This window comes from Ruegeria sp. P8, from assembly GCF_056534665.1.
Genome location: NZ_JBQERC010000001.1, coordinates 404,765 through 420,043, shown reverse-complemented (window position 1 = coordinate 420,043; position 15,279 = coordinate 404,765). Strand labels below are relative to the sequence as shown.

Sequence of the window (15,279 nt, the reverse complement as noted above, 5' to 3'; positions counted from 1 at the left end):
AGTTTAGTCGGCGCGCCTCAGCGCGCCGGCCAACAGCACGATCAGAACGGCCAATGGCAACAGCACGGCGAACGCCAGACGCAGGCCGAACAGTTCCGCCAAAAATCCGATCAGCGGCGGCCCTATCAATAACCCACCATATCCCAGCGTAGCTACACTTGCGATGGCTTGCCCCGGCGGGACAAGCGGATCGCTGGCTGCATGGCTGAACGCCAGCGGCATTATCACCGCATACCCTATGCCCATCAGCGCAAACCCCGCCAATGCGGGCAAGGGCGCAACCGAAGAAACCACAGCGAAAACGCCCAACGCCGCGCAGATCCCGCCGAACCGGGCCGTCGCAGCAGGACCAAACCGCATAATGACAATCGCGCCTGCTAGGCGAAACGCCACCATCGTCACGGAAAACACGGCATAGCCCAATGCGGCAACACTTTCGGGCGCCTCGGAAACGTCTCGCAGGAAAATCGCGCTCCAGTCTGCGACGGCGCCTTCACCCAATGCACCACACATGGCCGCGAATCCGACCAGTATCAGCGCACCCGAGGGCAAAGCAAAAACCGAGCTTTGCGACCGCTCGGACCGTTTCGACGTCCAGCGCACCCACGACAAGGCCAGCGCGAAGGCGACAACCGTGCCACCCGCCACTAGGAAGTGCACCAGAACCGTCAGCCCCATCTGAACTGCCACATACCCGCTGAGCGCGCCAAGACCGGCCCCAAGGCTCCACATGGCGTGGAATGACGACATTACGGGTTTGTCATATGCCTGCTCGACTTCGGCGGCCCAGGCATTCATTGCCACATCCATCGATCCGTGGAACGCGCCGAAAACAAACAAACAAAACGCCAGCGCCCAAAACCCGCCAGCAACAGCAAGCAGAACCAGCGACAGCGTGTACAGAACAGCCACTATCCGGGTTACCGCGACTGCACCATACCGATCCGTCAACCGCCCCGTGACCGGAAACGAACAGACAGCCCCGGCCGCCATGAACAACAACCCGTACCCCAACGCGTCATGAGACAAGTCCAACCGGTCGCGCACGGCCGGAATGCGCGAGGCCCAGATGCCAAACAAGGCCCCGTTCAGGATGAACATGGCCGCAACTGCCCGCCATGCCGAGAAAACACCAATCAACAGAGAACCTCGTGCTGTCTGCCCGCCCCACCCGTTCTACAGGTTGGGCGCAAATTGGCAATTGCAGCTTACCCCAGGCGTTTGCGGATGCGCCGAACGGCGATCCATACGCCCGCCACTACCGGGATCGTCGCCGCCGCCGTCAGCGTTCCCTTGCTTATACCGGTGGCCGTCAACGGATACAGAAGATAGCCAACCAGTGAGACCGCATAATAACTGATGGCCACCACAGAAAGCCCCTCGACCGTGTGTTGCAAGCGCAAGGCAAGATCGGCCCGACGATCCATGCTTTCCAGCAGGGCCTGATTTTGTGCACTCCGCTCGACGTCCACCCTAGTGCGCAACAACTCACCCGCACGGATGGCCCGGTCAGACAGCGCCTGCAGGCGGCGTTCTGTTGATTTCACGGTACGGATCGCAGGATCATAACGGCGCATCATGAAATCGGCAAAGCTTTGACCACCTTCGAACCTTTCCTCGCGCAGGACGTCGATCCGTTGATTCACCAGCGCCTCGTAAGCGCCGGTTGCCCCAAACCGGAACGAACTGCGGGCCGAAATGGTCTCGAGCTCGGTCGATGTGGCCAGCAATTGAGGCAACAGCGCATCTGGTGGTGTGGTGTCATCTGTCATTTCAACCATCAGCTTCGCCAGCTGGGCGTCCAGTTCCTCGATCCGGGGGGCCAATTGTTTGACGCGGGCAAAGCCAAGCATCGACATCGCCTTGTATGTCTCGATCTCGCACAGCCGCTGGATAATACGCCCTGTTCGGCGCGTGCCCGTGCCTTCGGTCACGAACAGGGCAAAACGCATGTGACCAGCCGGGTCGATACGGAAATCGCTAGCGCAAATTGCCGAAGCATCCAACACCCGAGACACGGCAAGACTTTCAGGTTCGAACCAATCAGCCAGAGCGACCTTTACAGCCGCATCTTCCGGGCGCGGTACCACCCGCATCAGCAACGAAGTGATCCTCTGGCCCGGGCTGGCCATCAGCCAATCCGGGGGAAAAACCTCGAAATCGGCGGGGTTGAAAGGGCGGCCGCTGACGTTCGGCACAATCGCCGTATAGGTGACAAACTCTGTGTGCTGCTCCCATTTCAGCCAATGGCGTCCGATCTGCCCGGCATAATGCGTGGCCCCCGGCTGCGGATGTTGCGCCCCATGTCGGTCAAGCAGATCAATCAGATGGGCGATATCCTGACTGCGGTCCCGAGCGACGGCTGCTTCCGGCTTCTTGATCGCAAGAAAGGCGACCGTGCACGGCGTATCGGCGGCCGGAAACGGGCGGGCATGAAGTTCATTGGCCAGCGCATAGCGCAGCGGGTGATCATCGATTGGCGTCATTCAGAGGCTCCGATAGCGGTGTCCGCACTATACGTCACAACTCGGATACATCAATTCTTATTTTATTTCATATACTTACACGAATACAAAGGTATACAAACCGACTATCTCATTGATTTGGCTGCCACAGCTCGATCGGATTTCCTTCCGGATCGTGAAGTCGCGCGAACTTTCCGATCTCACTGTCCCAGTCGGGGCGGGTCTCAACAGCGATTCCGGCAGCTTCAAGCTGCTGTATCATCGCGCCCAGATCGTCGACCCGAAAATTGATCATCCATTGCTGATCCGGGTTTCCGAAATACTCGGTGTCCTGCGCGAACGGCGCAAACACCGTATACCCTTCGCACTGCTTCCAGGGCACCGGATCATAGTGGTTTACGCCCAGATGTTCTTCGTACCAACGGCTCAATGCCTCGGGATCACTGGCCCGAAAGAATACGCCCCCAATACCGTTCACTTTCTGCATGTTTCGCTCCTACCACACGTGCATCGAGTATATCACAACCCGCCCGCTTCATCTGGCCATAAATATCCTGGGGGTTTGGGGGCAAAGCCCCCAACAGCACAAAAAAGAAAAGGGCGCCCAAAGGCGCCCTTTGCAATTGGATCAGACCGGTTAATCACTCGATCATCGGCAGCAGCTTATCCAGCGACGCTTTGGCGTCGCCATAGAACATGCGGGTATTTTCCTTGAAGAACAGCGGGTTTTCGATACCCGAATACCCCGTACCCTGACCACGTTTTGACACGAAGACCTGCTTGGCCTTCCAGCATTCCAGAACCGGCATACCGGCAATGGGGCTGTTGGGATCTTCCTGCGCCGCAGGGTTCACGATGTCGTTCGAGCCGATAACGATGGCCACATCCGTATCCGGGAAGTCGTCATTGATCTCGTCCATTTCCAGAACGATGTCATAGGGCACCTTCGCCTCGGCCAGCAGCACGTTCATATGGCCCGGCAAACGACCCGCGACCGGGTGGATCGCAAAACGAACCTCTTTACCCTTGGCGCGCAGCTTACGGACCAGTTCGGAAACCGATTGCTGTGCCTGCGCAACCGCCATCCCATAGCCGGGGATGATGATCACGCTGTCGGCATCGTTCAGGGCAGCAGCAACGCCATCCGCCTCGATGGCCACCTGCTCGCCCTCAACGGCCATCTGTTCACCCTGCGGGCCACCAAAGCCGCCCAGAATCACGCTGACAAAGTGACGGTTCATCGCCTTGCACATGATGTAGGACAGGATTGCACCGCTTGAGCCCACCAGCGCACCGACCACGATCAGCAAGTCATTGCCCAGCGAGAAACCAATAGCCGCCGCGGCCCAGCCCGAATAGCTGTTCAGCATCGACACAACCACCGGCATGTCCGCGCCACCGATGCCCATGATCAGGTGATAACCAATGAACAGCGCGGCCAGGGTCATCAGGATCAGCGGCAGCAGCCCACCGGACGAGGTATACCAGATCAAGCAGATCAGCGAGAGACCCGCAGCCGCTGCGTTCAGCGCATGACCACCGGGCAGCTTTGTCGCCGCCGAGGTCACTTTGCCCGCCAGCTTGCCATAGGCCACGACCGAACCGGTAAAGGTGATCGCACCGATAAAGATGCCCAGGAACAGCTCTACATGAAGGATTGCCAGCTCGGCCGGTGTCTTCTTGGCGATCAGTTTGGCAAAGGTGCCCAGATCATGCAGATCCGCCTCTTTCGCCGTATCCGCAATCGCCAGGACCTGCGCCACGTTGCCGATCTCAAAATGCGCATTGAAACCCACAAACACCGCGGCCAGACCGACCAGCGAATGCATCGCGGCCACAAGTTGCGGCATCTCGGTCATCTGGACGCGCTGCGCCACGTATTGACCGATCAGACCGCCGCCAATGATCAGCAGGATCGACAAAAGCCACAGGCCAGACCCGGGGCCAACCAGCGTGGCAAAGACCGCCAACGCCATACCGACGATGCCGTACCAGACCGCGCGCTTGGCGCTTTCCTGGTTCGACAACCCGCCAAGGGAAAGGATGAACAAAACAGCCGCAACAACGTAGGCGGCAGTGGTGAAGCCAAATTCCATGTGCCCGGCCTCCTTAAGATTTCTGGAACATGGCGAGCATGCGCCGGGTTACGAGGAAGCCGCCGAAGATGTTGATCCCGGCCATGAAAACGGACAGTGCCGCCAGCAGAATGACCAGGAACGACCCCGATCCGATCTGCATCAAAGCCCCGACGATGATGATCGACGAGATCGCGTTGGTGATCGCCATCAGCGGTGTGTGCAGGCTGTGCGAGACATTCCAGATCACCTGGAAGCCCACGAAAATGGCCAGCACGAAGACGATGAAATGCTGCATGAAGCTGGCCGGGGCAACCAGCCCCACCAGCAGCATCAGCGCGCCACCAACACCCAACAATGTAAACTGCTGCTTGGTCTGCGCCTTGAAGGCCGCAATCTCCTGCGCCTTTTTCTCTTCCGGGGTCAGTTCCTTGACCTCGGGCTTCTTCTGCGCCGCAATCGCCTGAATCTTGGGCGGTGGTGGCGGGAAAGTGATTTCACCTTCATGCGTTACAGTCGCACCGCGGATCACATCGTCTTCCATGTTGTGATTGATCTGGCCGTCCTTTTCAGGCGTCAGATCAGTCATCATGTGACGGATGTTGGTCGCGTACAGAGACGACGACTGCGCCGCCATCCGGCTGGGGAAGTCGGTATAACCGATGATGGTCACGCCGTTGGGCGTTACAACCTTTTCGTCCGGCACGGTACCTTCGACGTTCCCGCCACGCTCGGCCGCAAGGTCAACGATGACCGAGCCCGGCTTCATCGCCTTGACCATATCCTCGAGCCACAGCTTGGGCGCCGGACGGTTGGGGATCAGGGCGGTGGTGATAACAATGTCCATCTCGGGTGCAAGTTCGCGGAACTTGGCCAGCTGCGCGTTGCGGAATTCTTCCGACTGGACCGAGGCATACCCGCCTGTGGCCGCGCCGTCCTGCTGCTCTTCCTCGAAGTCCAGATAGACGAACTCAGCCCCCATCGATTCGACCTGTTCGGCCACTTCAGGGCGCACGTCGAACGCGTAGGTGATCGCGCCCAGCGACGTGGACGTCCCGATTGCGGCCAGACCGGCCACACCGGCCCCAACGATCAGCACCTTGGCAGGAGGAACTTTACCGGCGGCGGTCACCTGGCCGGTGAAGAAACGGCCAAAGTTGTTGCCTGCTTCGATCACGGCGCGATAGCCTGCGATATTTGCCATCGACGACAGCGCGTCCATCTTCTGCGCGCGCGAGATGCGTGGCACCATCTCCATGGCGATCACGTTGACGCCCTTGGATTTGGCCAGCTCCATTCCTTCTTCGTTGCTCGCAGGATTGAAGAACGAAATCAGGGTCTTGCCCTTGGTCAACCGTTTCAGTTCGGCCTCAGTCGGGATACGAACCTTGGCAATGATATCCGCAGTCTTCCACAGCAACGCTGCGGTCTTGACCACCTCAACGCCTACGGCCTCGTATGCGGCATCCGAAAAACCGGCAGCCGCGCCCGCGCCTTTCTCGATCAGGCACTCATAGCCCAGTTTCTGCAATTGCACGGCCGAGTCGGGCGTCATTGCAACCCGGTTCTCACCGTCCAGTATTTCCTTTGGCGTGCCTATCTTCACTGGCAGTCCCCCTAATTTTTACTCTGTCCGAGCGGGTGGTCGGTATTCTTTGTTAAGCAAAGATGTATCCTGCGCAACATTATTTCGCAAGCGCAGCATTTTTTGACGTAACATCACAAAATCAGCCACCTTAGATCCAACGCCGCGTCTTGCGTTCATAGCGTGCGAAATCCGTGCGGAACTGCCGGCGCAGGCGGTCTTCTTCCGGCAGGATAAACCGGCGCTCCAGCACCCAGACGAAGACCGGAACCAAAACCAGTGACAACACGGCGTCAAACCGCAGAATCAAACCCGCAAGAATCAGTACGTCCCCGACGTAGATCGGGTTTCGACTGCGTTTGTAGATGCCCGTTTGCACCATCGCGGTCGGTGTCTCATGGGGAATGACGGTTGTTTTATGGCGGCGAAACTCGACAATGGCCAGAACGGCCATCAGAACGCCACCGCCGATCAGAACTCCACTGAGAAGGTCGGTCAGGCCGCTCTCAAGTGACAGGCCCAGCGCCATGTATCTGGCTTGTGCCCATGCCAGCACCGCAAAAGCGATCAACCAAACTGGCGGTACATCTATCCAGCGCATTCTAAGCCCTCATGAACGACGACAGTGTCGGGTATATGTCGCTTCTGACCGACGTCCTACCGTTTTTCGGCCAGATTAGCAAAAGACCAGTATGTCGCATCGATAGACAGACATGTCAGGATCGGCTACCCCAAATGCAACAAAAGACGACCACACAAGTGAGTGAGCTTTCATGACCGATTTTGCAGCAACCAAAGCCATGTTCGACCTGCCCGAGGGCGTGATTTATCTGGACGGCAACTCTTTGGGCCCGCTGCCTAAAACGGCTGCGTCTCGTGTGCAGAACATGCTGACCGAGGAATGGGGGCAGATGCTGATCACCGGCTGGAACAAAGCCGGTTGGATGGGCCTTCCCACAGGGCTTGGAGATCGAATTGGCCGCCTGATCGGAGCCGAGCCAGGCAGCGTCGTGACCGGCGACACCCTGTCGATCAAGGTTTATCAGGCCGTGTCCTCTGCCCTTGAACTGAACCCGACCCGCAAGGTTGTGCTTTCCGACAATGGGAACTTTCCGTCAGACCTGTACATGGTCGATGGCCTGCTGCGATCCCTTGGGAGCCCATACGAACTGCGCGTCGTCGACCCGCAGGACGTCGCAGATGCAATCACCGAAGAGGTCGCAGTCCTGATGCTGACCGAAGTGGATTACCGCACGGGCCGGATGCACGACATGAAGGCACTGACGGAACTGGCCCACGCCAACGGTGTCGTGACGGTTTGGGATCTGGCGCATTCCGCAGGGGCCATTCCCGTTGACCTTGCAGGGTGCAATGCGGATTTCGCAGTCGGGTGTACTTATAAATACCTCAATGGCGGCCCCGGTGCGCCCGCGTTCATTTATGTTGCGCCCCGACTGGCAGATAGTGTGCGCCCGGCCCTGTCCGGCTGGCTGGGGCACGAAGAGCCCTTTGCCTTTGACCTGGACTATCGCCCCGGAAGCGGGATTGAGCGTATGCGCGTTGGAACACCTCCGATCATCCAAATGACCGCACTTTCGGCGGCCATGGACATCTGGGATATGGCCGACATGGCGGATGTGCGCGCCAAATCCATTGAATTGACCGAGCTTTTCATTCGTCAGATCGAGGCGACCTGCCCAGACTTGCAGTTGGACAGTCCGCGTGTTCCCGAGCAGCGTGGCAGTCAGGTTTCATTCCGCTTCAAGGAAGGCTACGCCGCGATGCAAGCGCTGATCGCGCGTGGTGTCGTCGGAGATTTCCGCGCACCTGACACAATGCGGTTTGGTTTCACGCCGCTGTATATCGATGAAAGCGATGTCGAGCGTGCAGTCGGGATTCTGGCGGATGTCATGCAGAACAAGCTTTGGGACACGCCCGAGTACAAAACCCGGCAGCGCGTTACCTGATTTCCAGCCCGGCCCCGATCAGGGCCGCCAACTGGTTGGTGCGCCTTTCAAATTCCTCGGCGTCTGACGCAGTCAGCTTGATCCCCTTCAGCGTGACCGTAAGTGTTTTCGCCGTTTCTTCAGGCGTGTCGAACAGACGAACGCGGCCAGCACCCTGCTCTCGCCTCAGCCATTCGGCATAAAGCGCGGCAAGTTCCCCTTCGCCCCGTTCGACAATGTCGATGGCCATGGATTTGGTCGTGTCCAGCATCTCAAGCCCATGCGGCGACGCCAAAATCGCAGCCATGCCCTCGGTCTGGGCGTGGATCGCCTTTCTGGCAATGTCCGAAACCGAGCCTTCACCGTTCAGCGCCTCGGCCACCGCTGCGGTCTTTTCCTCGTAATGCCGTTCGGTCAGCTTGCGAACGATCGCTTCCTTGTTCCTGTAATACAGATAAACCGCTGGCCGTGACATCCCCGCACCGCGCGCAATGTCATCCATCGAGGTCTTGCGGAACCCGTATGCGGAAAAGGCCTGAAAAGCAGATGCAAGGATCGCTTTCTGCCGGGATTCGTCACTCGTATCTTTCATGCGCAAATCTCTGACATTTTTTGTTCAATTTGTCAATTGACAGACTGACACTTTACAATCATTATGTCAGAAACCAGCCACAGCAACAAGAGGTGCGCCATGGCGACGGCCCTAAAAATTAACGGAATTCCTCACCAGATCGACCTGCCGGATGATGTTCCCCTGCTTTGGGTTCTGAGGGATGAGGTTGGCCTGACCGGAACCAAGTTCGGCTGTGGCGTCGCCGCTTGCGGGGCCTGTACGGTTCATATCAATGGCGAGGCGGTACGTTCGTGCCAGGTGGCGCTGTCGGATGTCTGGGGCGAGGTGACCACAATCGAAGGTGTCGGCACGCCAGAAGCTCTGGCTACGATCCAGCAGTCCTGGGCTGATCGTCAGGTGGCGCAATGTGGCTATTGCCAGTCGGGCCAGATCATGCAGGCCGCTGCCCTGCTTGCGGAAAACCCCGCACCCACGGACGCAGAGATCGATGAAGCGATGCAAGGAAACCTGTGCCGCTGTGGCACCTACCCCCGCATCCGGGCCGCGATCCACGACGCAGCCTCCAAGTTGAAGGAGGCGTAAGAGATGGCTTCTGTTGGCAAAATTATCCGCCGCACGTTCCTGATCGGCTCGGCCGCAATTGTCGGCGGCGTCGCCTTTGGCGCGTATTATGTCACCCGCCCTGCCCCCAACCCGCTGAAACCGAAAGAGGGTGAAGCGGCCCTGAACCCCTTCGTACTGATCGATCAGAATGGCATCACCCTGTTCGCGCCCCGTGCCGAGATGGGACAGGGCGTGAAAACCACGTGGGCCGCGCTGATCGCCGAAGAACTGGATGTCGATCTGGATCAGATCACCGTTCTGCACGGTCCGGCAGCCGCCGCCTATTACAACTCAGCCATGATGGGCGAGGGACTGCCAAACAAGGGCTACGACATCTCGGACTTCCAGCACAACTTAGGTGAAGCACTGGGGGTTCTTGGCAAGGCCCTTAGCCTGCAAGTCACAGGCGGCTCCACCTCGATGAAGGACGGGTTCGAGAGGATGCGGCAAGCCGGTGCTTCGGCCCGTGAAACGCTGAAACGCGCCGCCGCTGATCGGTTGGGTATCGACCCCTCGGATCTGAAAACAGCTTCAGGCCATGTCATCGCGCCGACCGGTGACAAGATCACTTATACCGATCTTGCAGTGGAAGCGGCCGGACTGGAACCCGTCGAGGTACCTTTGCGAGACCCGTCCGAATGGCGTTATCTGGGACGGACACAACCGCGACTGGACATGGTGGGCAAAGTGACAGGTACTGCCGAGTTCGGTATCGATGTTCGCCTGCCCGGTATGAAATTTGCTGCCGTGCGCATGAATCCCAAACTGGGTGGTGCGATGAACAGCTTTGACGACAGCGCTGCAAAATCCATGCCGGGGGTCGAGACGGTTGTAGATCTGGGCACAGGTGTTGCCGTGATCGCGAACAACACATGGCTGGCCAATCAGGCGGTTGAGGCTGTTGAGATCGACTGGGGTGATGCGCCATATCCACCTGATACCGAAGGCATTTTCTCAAAGATTGCCGAGGCGTTTGACGGCGCGCCGAACTCGACCATGCGCGATGATGGCGATGTCAGCGTGACGCCGGATGGCGCGACCGAGATCACTGCCGAATACCAAGTGCCCTATCTGGCGCACGCCACGATGGAGCCGATGAATGCCACCGCGCTCTATAACGGAGATGCTCTGGAGCTGTGGTGCGGCAATCAGGCCCCGACGCTGATCCGGTTTCGCGCAGCAAACACTGCAAATCTAGACACTGAGGCTGTTCAGATTCACACCACCTATCTGGGGGGTGGGTTTGGCCGCCGGGGCGAACTGGATTTCGGAGAAATCGCCACCAAGGTCGCCATGGCCATGCCTGGCACACCGGTCCAGACAACTTGGAGCCGCGAAGAAGACATGCGTCACGACTACTTCCGCCCCGGCGCCATCGCCCGGATGCGCGGCGCTGTTCAGGACGGCAAGGCCGTTCTTATTGACGGCAAGGTTGCAGCGCAGTCCTGCACGCAACAGGCGGTCGAGCGTTACACCGGCTTCCCCGGAGGCGGACCCGACAAAGTGCTGGTCGAAGGGTTCTTCAACCAGCCTTACGCCGTGCCAAACTACCGGATGAGCGGCCACGTCGCTGATCTGGCCGTCCCGGTGGGCTTTTGGCGTTCGGTCGGCAACAGCCACAACGGCTTTTTCCACGAGACCTTCATGGACGAATTGGCTCATGCCGCAGGGCGCGACCCGCTGGACTTCCGGCTAGAACTGATGAGAACCGAACACGCCCCGTCTGCCGGATGTCTGGAGGCGGTCAGGGAAATGTCCAACTGGACCGGAAAAACACCTGACGGTGTGGGCCGTGGCGTGGCCTTCACCTACAGCTTCGGCACTCCGGTGGCTCAGGTTATCGAAGTGGTCGACGAAAACGGTGCCATCCGCATCCACAAGGCCTGGATCGCCTGCGACATGGGGCTGGCGCTGGACCCGGAAAACGTCAAGGCACAGATGTTTGGCGGCATGATGTACGGCCTGTCGGCCGCGTGTTTCGGCTCGATCACCTTTGCCGACGGGGAAGTCGAGCAGTTCAACTTTCCCGACTATGACGCCCTTCGTATGCATACTGCGCCACAAGTCGAGGTGCGCGTTCTGGAAACCAACCGCCATATGGGCGGCGCTGGTGAGCCCGGCACGCCCCCCTCGATGCCCGCACTGGGCAACGCCCTGTTTGATTTGACGGGAAAACGCGCGCGCAGCCTGCCGCTGGTCAATCAGTTCAACCTGCTGGTCTGATTGCCATTTACCTTCCCCTGCACCGGTCCGTCGCGCGCCCGCACGGTCCGGTGCCCAAGTCAGGCTGATTTCTGAACTGCCTGACAGGCAATCCCCGCCGCCCATCCCCGCACAGCCATGCCGAAGGCTTCGAACAAGGGGCGTGAAACCGGGTCGTTGATCGCATCCCATTCGGGATGCCATTGCACGGACAGCGTAAATCCGGGCGCGTCTTTGATGTAGATCGCCTCGGGCGTTCCATCCGGCGCATGCCCATCGATCACCACACGCTGTCCGATGCACTTGATCCCCTGCCCGTGCAGCGTGTTTGTCATGACCTCCTGCGCACCAAACAAGTCGTGGAACACACCGTTTTCCGTCAGTTTCACCACGTGGCGCAGCGCAAATTTTTCCTCAAGTGTACCATCGGGCGGCATCCGGTGGTTCATCCGCCCCGGCAGATCGCGAATTTCCGGATAGAGCGTTCCGCCCATGGCCACGTTGACCTCTTGAAATCCGCGGCAAATGCCCAGAAACGGCTGACCCCGTTCCACACAGGCCCGAACCAGTGGTAAGGTGATCGCGTCACGCGCGCGGTCAAACTCTCCATGCGCCTCGGTTGCAGGTTCACCATATTCTTCGGGATGCACATTGGGGCGACCGCCGGTCAGAAGAAAGCCGTCGCAAACCTCCAGCAACTCCTCAACCGATACATATCGGGGATCGGCGGGGATCAGCAGCGGCAAACATCCCGATACGTTCGCCACAGCGTCAGAATTCATCGTCCCCCCTGCATGGGTCGGGTATTGATCGTTCATGAGGTAAGAGTTGCCGATAATACCAACAACGGGTCGAGACATTCCGCTTTCCTTGTTATTCATCCCCTTGGAAAGGAAGCTAACCGCAGCTTCACAGTCGTGCAAGAATACACCTCCTGCGTGACAGCGCAGGGACGTGTTCAGGGGTGCACAAATTTTCTCCCGACATTCAGTCCAGTCCCGGCACGTTCTCCCAGCACCAAACTTCAAGTTGGGAACATGCGCCAAGTCATTACTTTGACGGAGCTGCTCTCTTTGGTCGGATCTATATCTCGCCGTCCAACCCGGCGGCCTCAATTCCCGCCATCGCAACGGCAGCATCGTTTTCTGACGTGTCGCCGGTCACCCCTACGGCACCGATCACGTCCCCTTTTCGACCCCGCAGCAAGACCCCGCCCGGAACTGGTACGACCTGCCCGCCATACACTCCGTTTACCGCCGCCATAAAGTAGGCTTGCGCCTCGGCCCGTTGCATCTGTGCCGTGCCCGCCATGCCCAGCATGACAGAGCCATATGCCTTACCATGCGCGATCGCAAAGCGGCCCGGTGCTGCATCATCCTCACGCTCGAACGCGATGACGTGGCCGCCTGCGTCCAGAACAACCACCGAAAGTGGCTTCAGCTCCATCTCGCGGCCTTTCTCAAGCGCTTTGCGGATAATGGTGCGGGCTTTGCGAAGGGAAACTTCCATGTGCATTCCTGTGTCTGCATGTCGAAAGAAGAAAGGGGGCGGATCGCCCCCTTTGTATTACGCTGTGGCCGCCTTCAATTCCAGACGGCGCGCGTGCAGGACCGGCTCGGTGTAGCCCGAGGGCTGCACACGGCCTTTGAACACAAGGTCACAAGCCGCCTGAAATGCAATTCCGTTAAAGCCCGGCGCCATCGGGACATAACCCGGATCACTTGCATTCTGGCGATCCACGACAGCCGCCATTTTCTGCATCGCAGCCATCACCTGCGCTTCGTCGACAATGCCGTGATGCAACCAATTGGCCAGCGCCTGAGACGAAATCCGGCAGGTCGCACGGTCTTCCATCAACCCGATGTCGTTGATGTCGGGCACTTTGGAGCATCCCACGCCCTGATCGACCCAACGCACGACATAGCCCAGAATGCCTTGTGCATTATTCTCGACCTCGCGCGAGATTTCCGCGTCACCAAGATTGCGGCCCCCCAGCAGAGGAATGGTCAGCAAATCGTCAAGCGTTCCTCGGGCACCCGCCGCTGCGATTTCGTCCTGACGGGCCAGTACGTTGACCTTGTGGTAATGTGTGGCGTGCAGCGTCGCAGCTGTAGGCGACGGCACCCAGGCGCAGGTGGCGCCAGATTGCGGATGGCCAATCTTTTGCTCCAGCATATCGCCCATCCGGTCCGGCATCGCCCACATGCCTTTGCCGATCTGCGCCTTGCCTTTCAGGCCACAGGCCAAACCGATATCGACATTGCGGTCTTCATAAGACGCAATCCAGGGCGTGTTCTTGATGTCGCCCTTGGGCAGCATCGGGCCAGCCTCCATCGAGGTATGAATCTCATCCCCCGTGCGATCCAGGAAACCGGTATTGATGAAGGCGACGCGCGATTTTGCGGCGCGGATACATTCTTTGAGGTTGACCGAGGTACGGCGTTCCTCATCCATGATCCCCAGCTTTACGGTGTTGCGCGGCAAGCCAAGGATGTCTTCGACCATGTCGAAAATCTCAACCGCAAAGGCAACCTCTTCCGGACCGTGCATCTTGGGCTTCACCACGTAGACCGACCCTTCGACCGAGTTACCCCCATCCCGTTGCAGGTCATGCATTGCGATCAGAGTGGTGCAGAGCGCGTCCATCAGCCCCTCGCCAATCTCGCGCCCTTCGGCGTCCAGAACGGCCGGGTTCGTCATCAAGTGGCCGACATTCCGCACCAGCATCAGCGAACGACCTTTCAGGGTCGCCTGCTCACCTGTCGGTGTGGTGAAGGTCAGATCTTCTGCCAGTTTGCGGATAAATGTGGTGTCGCCCTTGGTGACGTCTTCGGTCAGATCACCCTTCATCAGGCCCAGCCAGTTGCCATAGGCCACGACCTTATCTGCCGCATCAACACAAGCGACCGAGTCCTCGCAGTCCATAATCGTTGAAAGGGCGGATTCCAGCCGGACATCTGCGATACCTGCGCGATCAGTGGCACCGATAACGCCAGTCGGATCGATCATGATCTGAATATGCAGGCCATTGTTTTTCAGAAGCACAAAATCCGGCTTGTCTGCCGCGCCACCGAAACCAACAAATTGAGCAGGGTTTGCCAGTGCTGGGGAAAGAACACCTTCTTCGACATGCAGTCCCGACACGTCGACCCAAGACCCACCAGCCAGAGGCACGGCGTCATCCAGAAAAGCTTTCGCCCATGCAATCACCCGTGCACCGCGCGCCGCATCATACCCACCACCTGTTGGCAGATCGCCTATCGCATCGGTGCCATAAAGCGCATCATACAGGCTGCCCCATCGCGCATTCGCCGCGTTCAGCGCAAAGCGCGCGTTGGTGATCGGCACAACCAGCTGCGGACCCGGCGTCAGCGCAATCTCGGGGTCGACATGCGTCGTGTCGATCTGAAACCCGTCGCCTTCCTCGACCAGATAACCAATTTCCTTTAGAAAAGCCTGATAGTCAGTGGGATCATTGCTCTGACCCTTGCGCGCAATATGCCAGCCATCGATGCGCCCTTGTATCTCGGCCCGCTTGGCCAGAAGCGCGCGGTTCTTCGGCCCCAGTTCAGACACCAGTCGCGCCAGACCCGCCCAGAAATTCTGTGCCGACACACCCGTACCCGGCAATGCCTGCGTCTCGATAAACTCTGCCAGTATTGGATCGATCTGCAGCCCGCTCAGGGTTTGTCTGCCACTCATCTTCCTGCTCTCCTGCGATTGTGTGCCATTGTATGCGTAAGTGACTTAGGCCGAAAGTTTCCGATAGGCAACTTTCGACTTAGCGTTTGGGTTATTCGGATCGAACGGAAGCTGTTTCAAAAACATC

Annotated in this window: 13 protein-coding genes; 3 read left to right on the top strand and 10 right to left on the bottom strand. The window is 58.8% G+C overall.

All coding sequences use genetic code 11. The features are described 5' to 3' along the window. Window positions 1–3: 3 nt before the first annotated feature. The 6 genes from ACR0BZ_RS02080 to ACR0BZ_RS02055 all read right to left on the bottom strand — a co-directional run bounded on the left by ACR0BZ_RS02080 (window position 4) and on the right by ACR0BZ_RS02055 (window position 6,726). A complete protein-coding gene (locus tag ACR0BZ_RS02080) occupies window positions 4–1,140 on the bottom strand; it encodes an MFS transporter (protein WP_480919321.1) in 1,137 nt (378 codons plus the stop codon). Window positions 1,141–1,208: 68 nt separating this feature from the next. Continuing rightward, the gene (locus ACR0BZ_RS02075) at window positions 1,209–2,486 is read right to left on the bottom strand and encodes a DUF3422 family protein (protein WP_480919320.1); all 1,278 of its coding nucleotides are present in this window, start codon (window positions 2,484–2,486) and stop codon (window positions 1,209–1,211) included. Window positions 2,487–2,595: 109 nt separating this feature from the next. Continuing rightward, window positions 2,596–2,952 (bottom strand): VOC family protein, encoded by a 357-nt coding sequence (locus tag ACR0BZ_RS02070; protein WP_480919319.1) that lies wholly within the window; start codon window positions 2,950–2,952, stop codon window positions 2,596–2,598. Between the two features lie 154 nt (window positions 2,953–3,106). After that, window positions 3,107–4,561, bottom strand: a complete 1,455-nt coding sequence (locus tag ACR0BZ_RS02065; RefSeq protein ID WP_480919318.1) for an NAD(P)(+) transhydrogenase (Re/Si-specific) subunit beta — start codon at window positions 4,559–4,561, stop codon at window positions 3,107–3,109. 13 nt (window positions 4,562–4,574) lie between these two features. After that, entirely contained in the window at window positions 4,575–6,146 is a 1,572-nt protein-coding gene (locus tag ACR0BZ_RS02060; protein ID WP_480919317.1) for a Re/Si-specific NAD(P)(+) transhydrogenase subunit alpha, read from the bottom strand. A gap of 130 nt (window positions 6,147–6,276) precedes the next feature. After that, window positions 6,277–6,726: a methyltransferase family protein gene (locus ACR0BZ_RS02055; RefSeq protein WP_267364290.1), complete on the bottom strand. Its 450-nt coding sequence runs from the start codon at window positions 6,724–6,726 to the stop codon at window positions 6,277–6,279. A gap of 172 nt (window positions 6,727–6,898) precedes the next feature. Here ACR0BZ_RS02055 and kynU point away from each other — a divergent pair, with 172 nt between their 5' ends. Then, entirely contained in the window at window positions 6,899–8,092 is a 1,194-nt protein-coding gene (gene kynU / locus ACR0BZ_RS02050) for a kynureninase (RefSeq protein WP_480919316.1), read from the top strand. On the opposite strand, the gene ACR0BZ_RS02045 is transcribed toward kynU, so the two are convergent. Next, window positions 8,085–8,663 (bottom strand): TetR/AcrR family transcriptional regulator, encoded by a 579-nt coding sequence (locus tag ACR0BZ_RS02045; protein WP_480481812.1) that lies wholly within the window; start codon window positions 8,661–8,663, stop codon window positions 8,085–8,087. The genes kynU and ACR0BZ_RS02045 overlap by 8 nt on opposite strands. Window positions 8,664–8,762: 99 nt before the next feature. On the opposite strand from ACR0BZ_RS02045, the gene ACR0BZ_RS02040 reads away from it, so the two are divergent. Further along, the gene (locus tag ACR0BZ_RS02040; RefSeq protein ID WP_480919315.1) at window positions 8,763–9,227 is read left to right on the top strand and encodes a (2Fe-2S)-binding protein; all 465 of its coding nucleotides are present in this window, start codon (window positions 8,763–8,765) and stop codon (window positions 9,225–9,227) included. 3 nt (window positions 9,228–9,230) lie between these two features. Continuing rightward, entirely contained in the window at window positions 9,231–11,471 is a 2,241-nt protein-coding gene (locus tag ACR0BZ_RS02035; RefSeq protein ID WP_480919314.1) for a xanthine dehydrogenase family protein molybdopterin-binding subunit, read from the top strand. A gap of 59 nt (window positions 11,472–11,530) precedes the next feature. On the opposite strand, the gene ACR0BZ_RS02030 is transcribed toward ACR0BZ_RS02035, so the two are convergent. From ACR0BZ_RS02030 to ACR0BZ_RS02020, 3 genes are all read right to left on the bottom strand, one after another. Then, on the bottom strand, window positions 11,531–12,310 hold the full coding sequence (locus ACR0BZ_RS02030) for a gamma-glutamyl-gamma-aminobutyrate hydrolase family protein (RefSeq protein ID WP_480476009.1): 780 nt from the start codon (window positions 12,308–12,310) through the stop codon (window positions 11,531–11,533). Window positions 12,311–12,533: 223 nt separating this feature from the next. Continuing rightward, window positions 12,534–12,959 carry a GlcG/HbpS family heme-binding protein gene (locus ACR0BZ_RS02025; protein WP_480481817.1) on the bottom strand — a complete coding sequence of 142 codons (426 nt, stop codon included), beginning with the start codon at window positions 12,957–12,959 and terminating at the stop codon, window positions 12,534–12,536. Between the two features lie 57 nt (window positions 12,960–13,016). Further along, window positions 13,017–15,152: a malate synthase G gene (locus tag ACR0BZ_RS02020; protein WP_480919313.1), complete on the bottom strand. Its 2,136-nt coding sequence runs from the start codon at window positions 15,150–15,152 to the stop codon at window positions 13,017–13,019. Window positions 15,153–15,279: the final 127 nt, after the last annotated feature.

Bases quoted from the DNA above. Each gene is read 5' to 3' on its own strand.
- ACR0BZ_RS02045 (WP_480481812.1), bottom strand. From the start codon at position 8,663: ATGAAAGATACGAGTGACGAATCCCGGCAGAAAGCGATCCTTGCATCT.
- ACR0BZ_RS02025 (WP_480481817.1), bottom strand. From the start codon at position 12,959: ATGGAAGTTTCCCTTCGCAAAGCCCGCACCATTATCCGCAAAGCGCTT.
- ACR0BZ_RS02070 (WP_480919319.1), bottom strand. From the start codon at position 2,952: ATGCAGAAAGTGAACGGTATTGGGGGCGTATTCTTTCGGGCCAGTGAT.
- ACR0BZ_RS02035 (WP_480919314.1), top strand. From the start codon at position 9,231: ATGGCTTCTGTTGGCAAAATTATCCGCCGCACGTTCCTGATCGGCTCG.
- ACR0BZ_RS02065 (WP_480919318.1), bottom strand. From the start codon at position 4,561: ATGGAATTTGGCTTCACCACTGCCGCCTACGTTGTTGCGGCTGTTTTG.
- ACR0BZ_RS02020 (WP_480919313.1), bottom strand. From the start codon at position 15,152: ATGAGTGGCAGACAAACCCTGAGCGGGCTGCAGATCGATCCAATACTG.
- kynU (WP_480919316.1), top strand. From the start codon at position 6,899: ATGACCGATTTTGCAGCAACCAAAGCCATGTTCGACCTGCCCGAGGGC.
- ACR0BZ_RS02075 (WP_480919320.1), bottom strand. From the start codon at position 2,486: ATGACGCCAATCGATGATCACCCGCTGCGCTATGCGCTGGCCAATGAA.
- ACR0BZ_RS02040 (WP_480919315.1), top strand. From the start codon at position 8,763: ATGGCGACGGCCCTAAAAATTAACGGAATTCCTCACCAGATCGACCTG.
- ACR0BZ_RS02030 (WP_480476009.1), bottom strand. From the start codon at position 12,310: ATGTCTCGACCCGTTGTTGGTATTATCGGCAACTCTTACCTCATGAAC.
- ACR0BZ_RS02055 (WP_267364290.1), bottom strand. From the start codon at position 6,726: ATGCGCTGGATAGATGTACCGCCAGTTTGGTTGATCGCTTTTGCGGTG.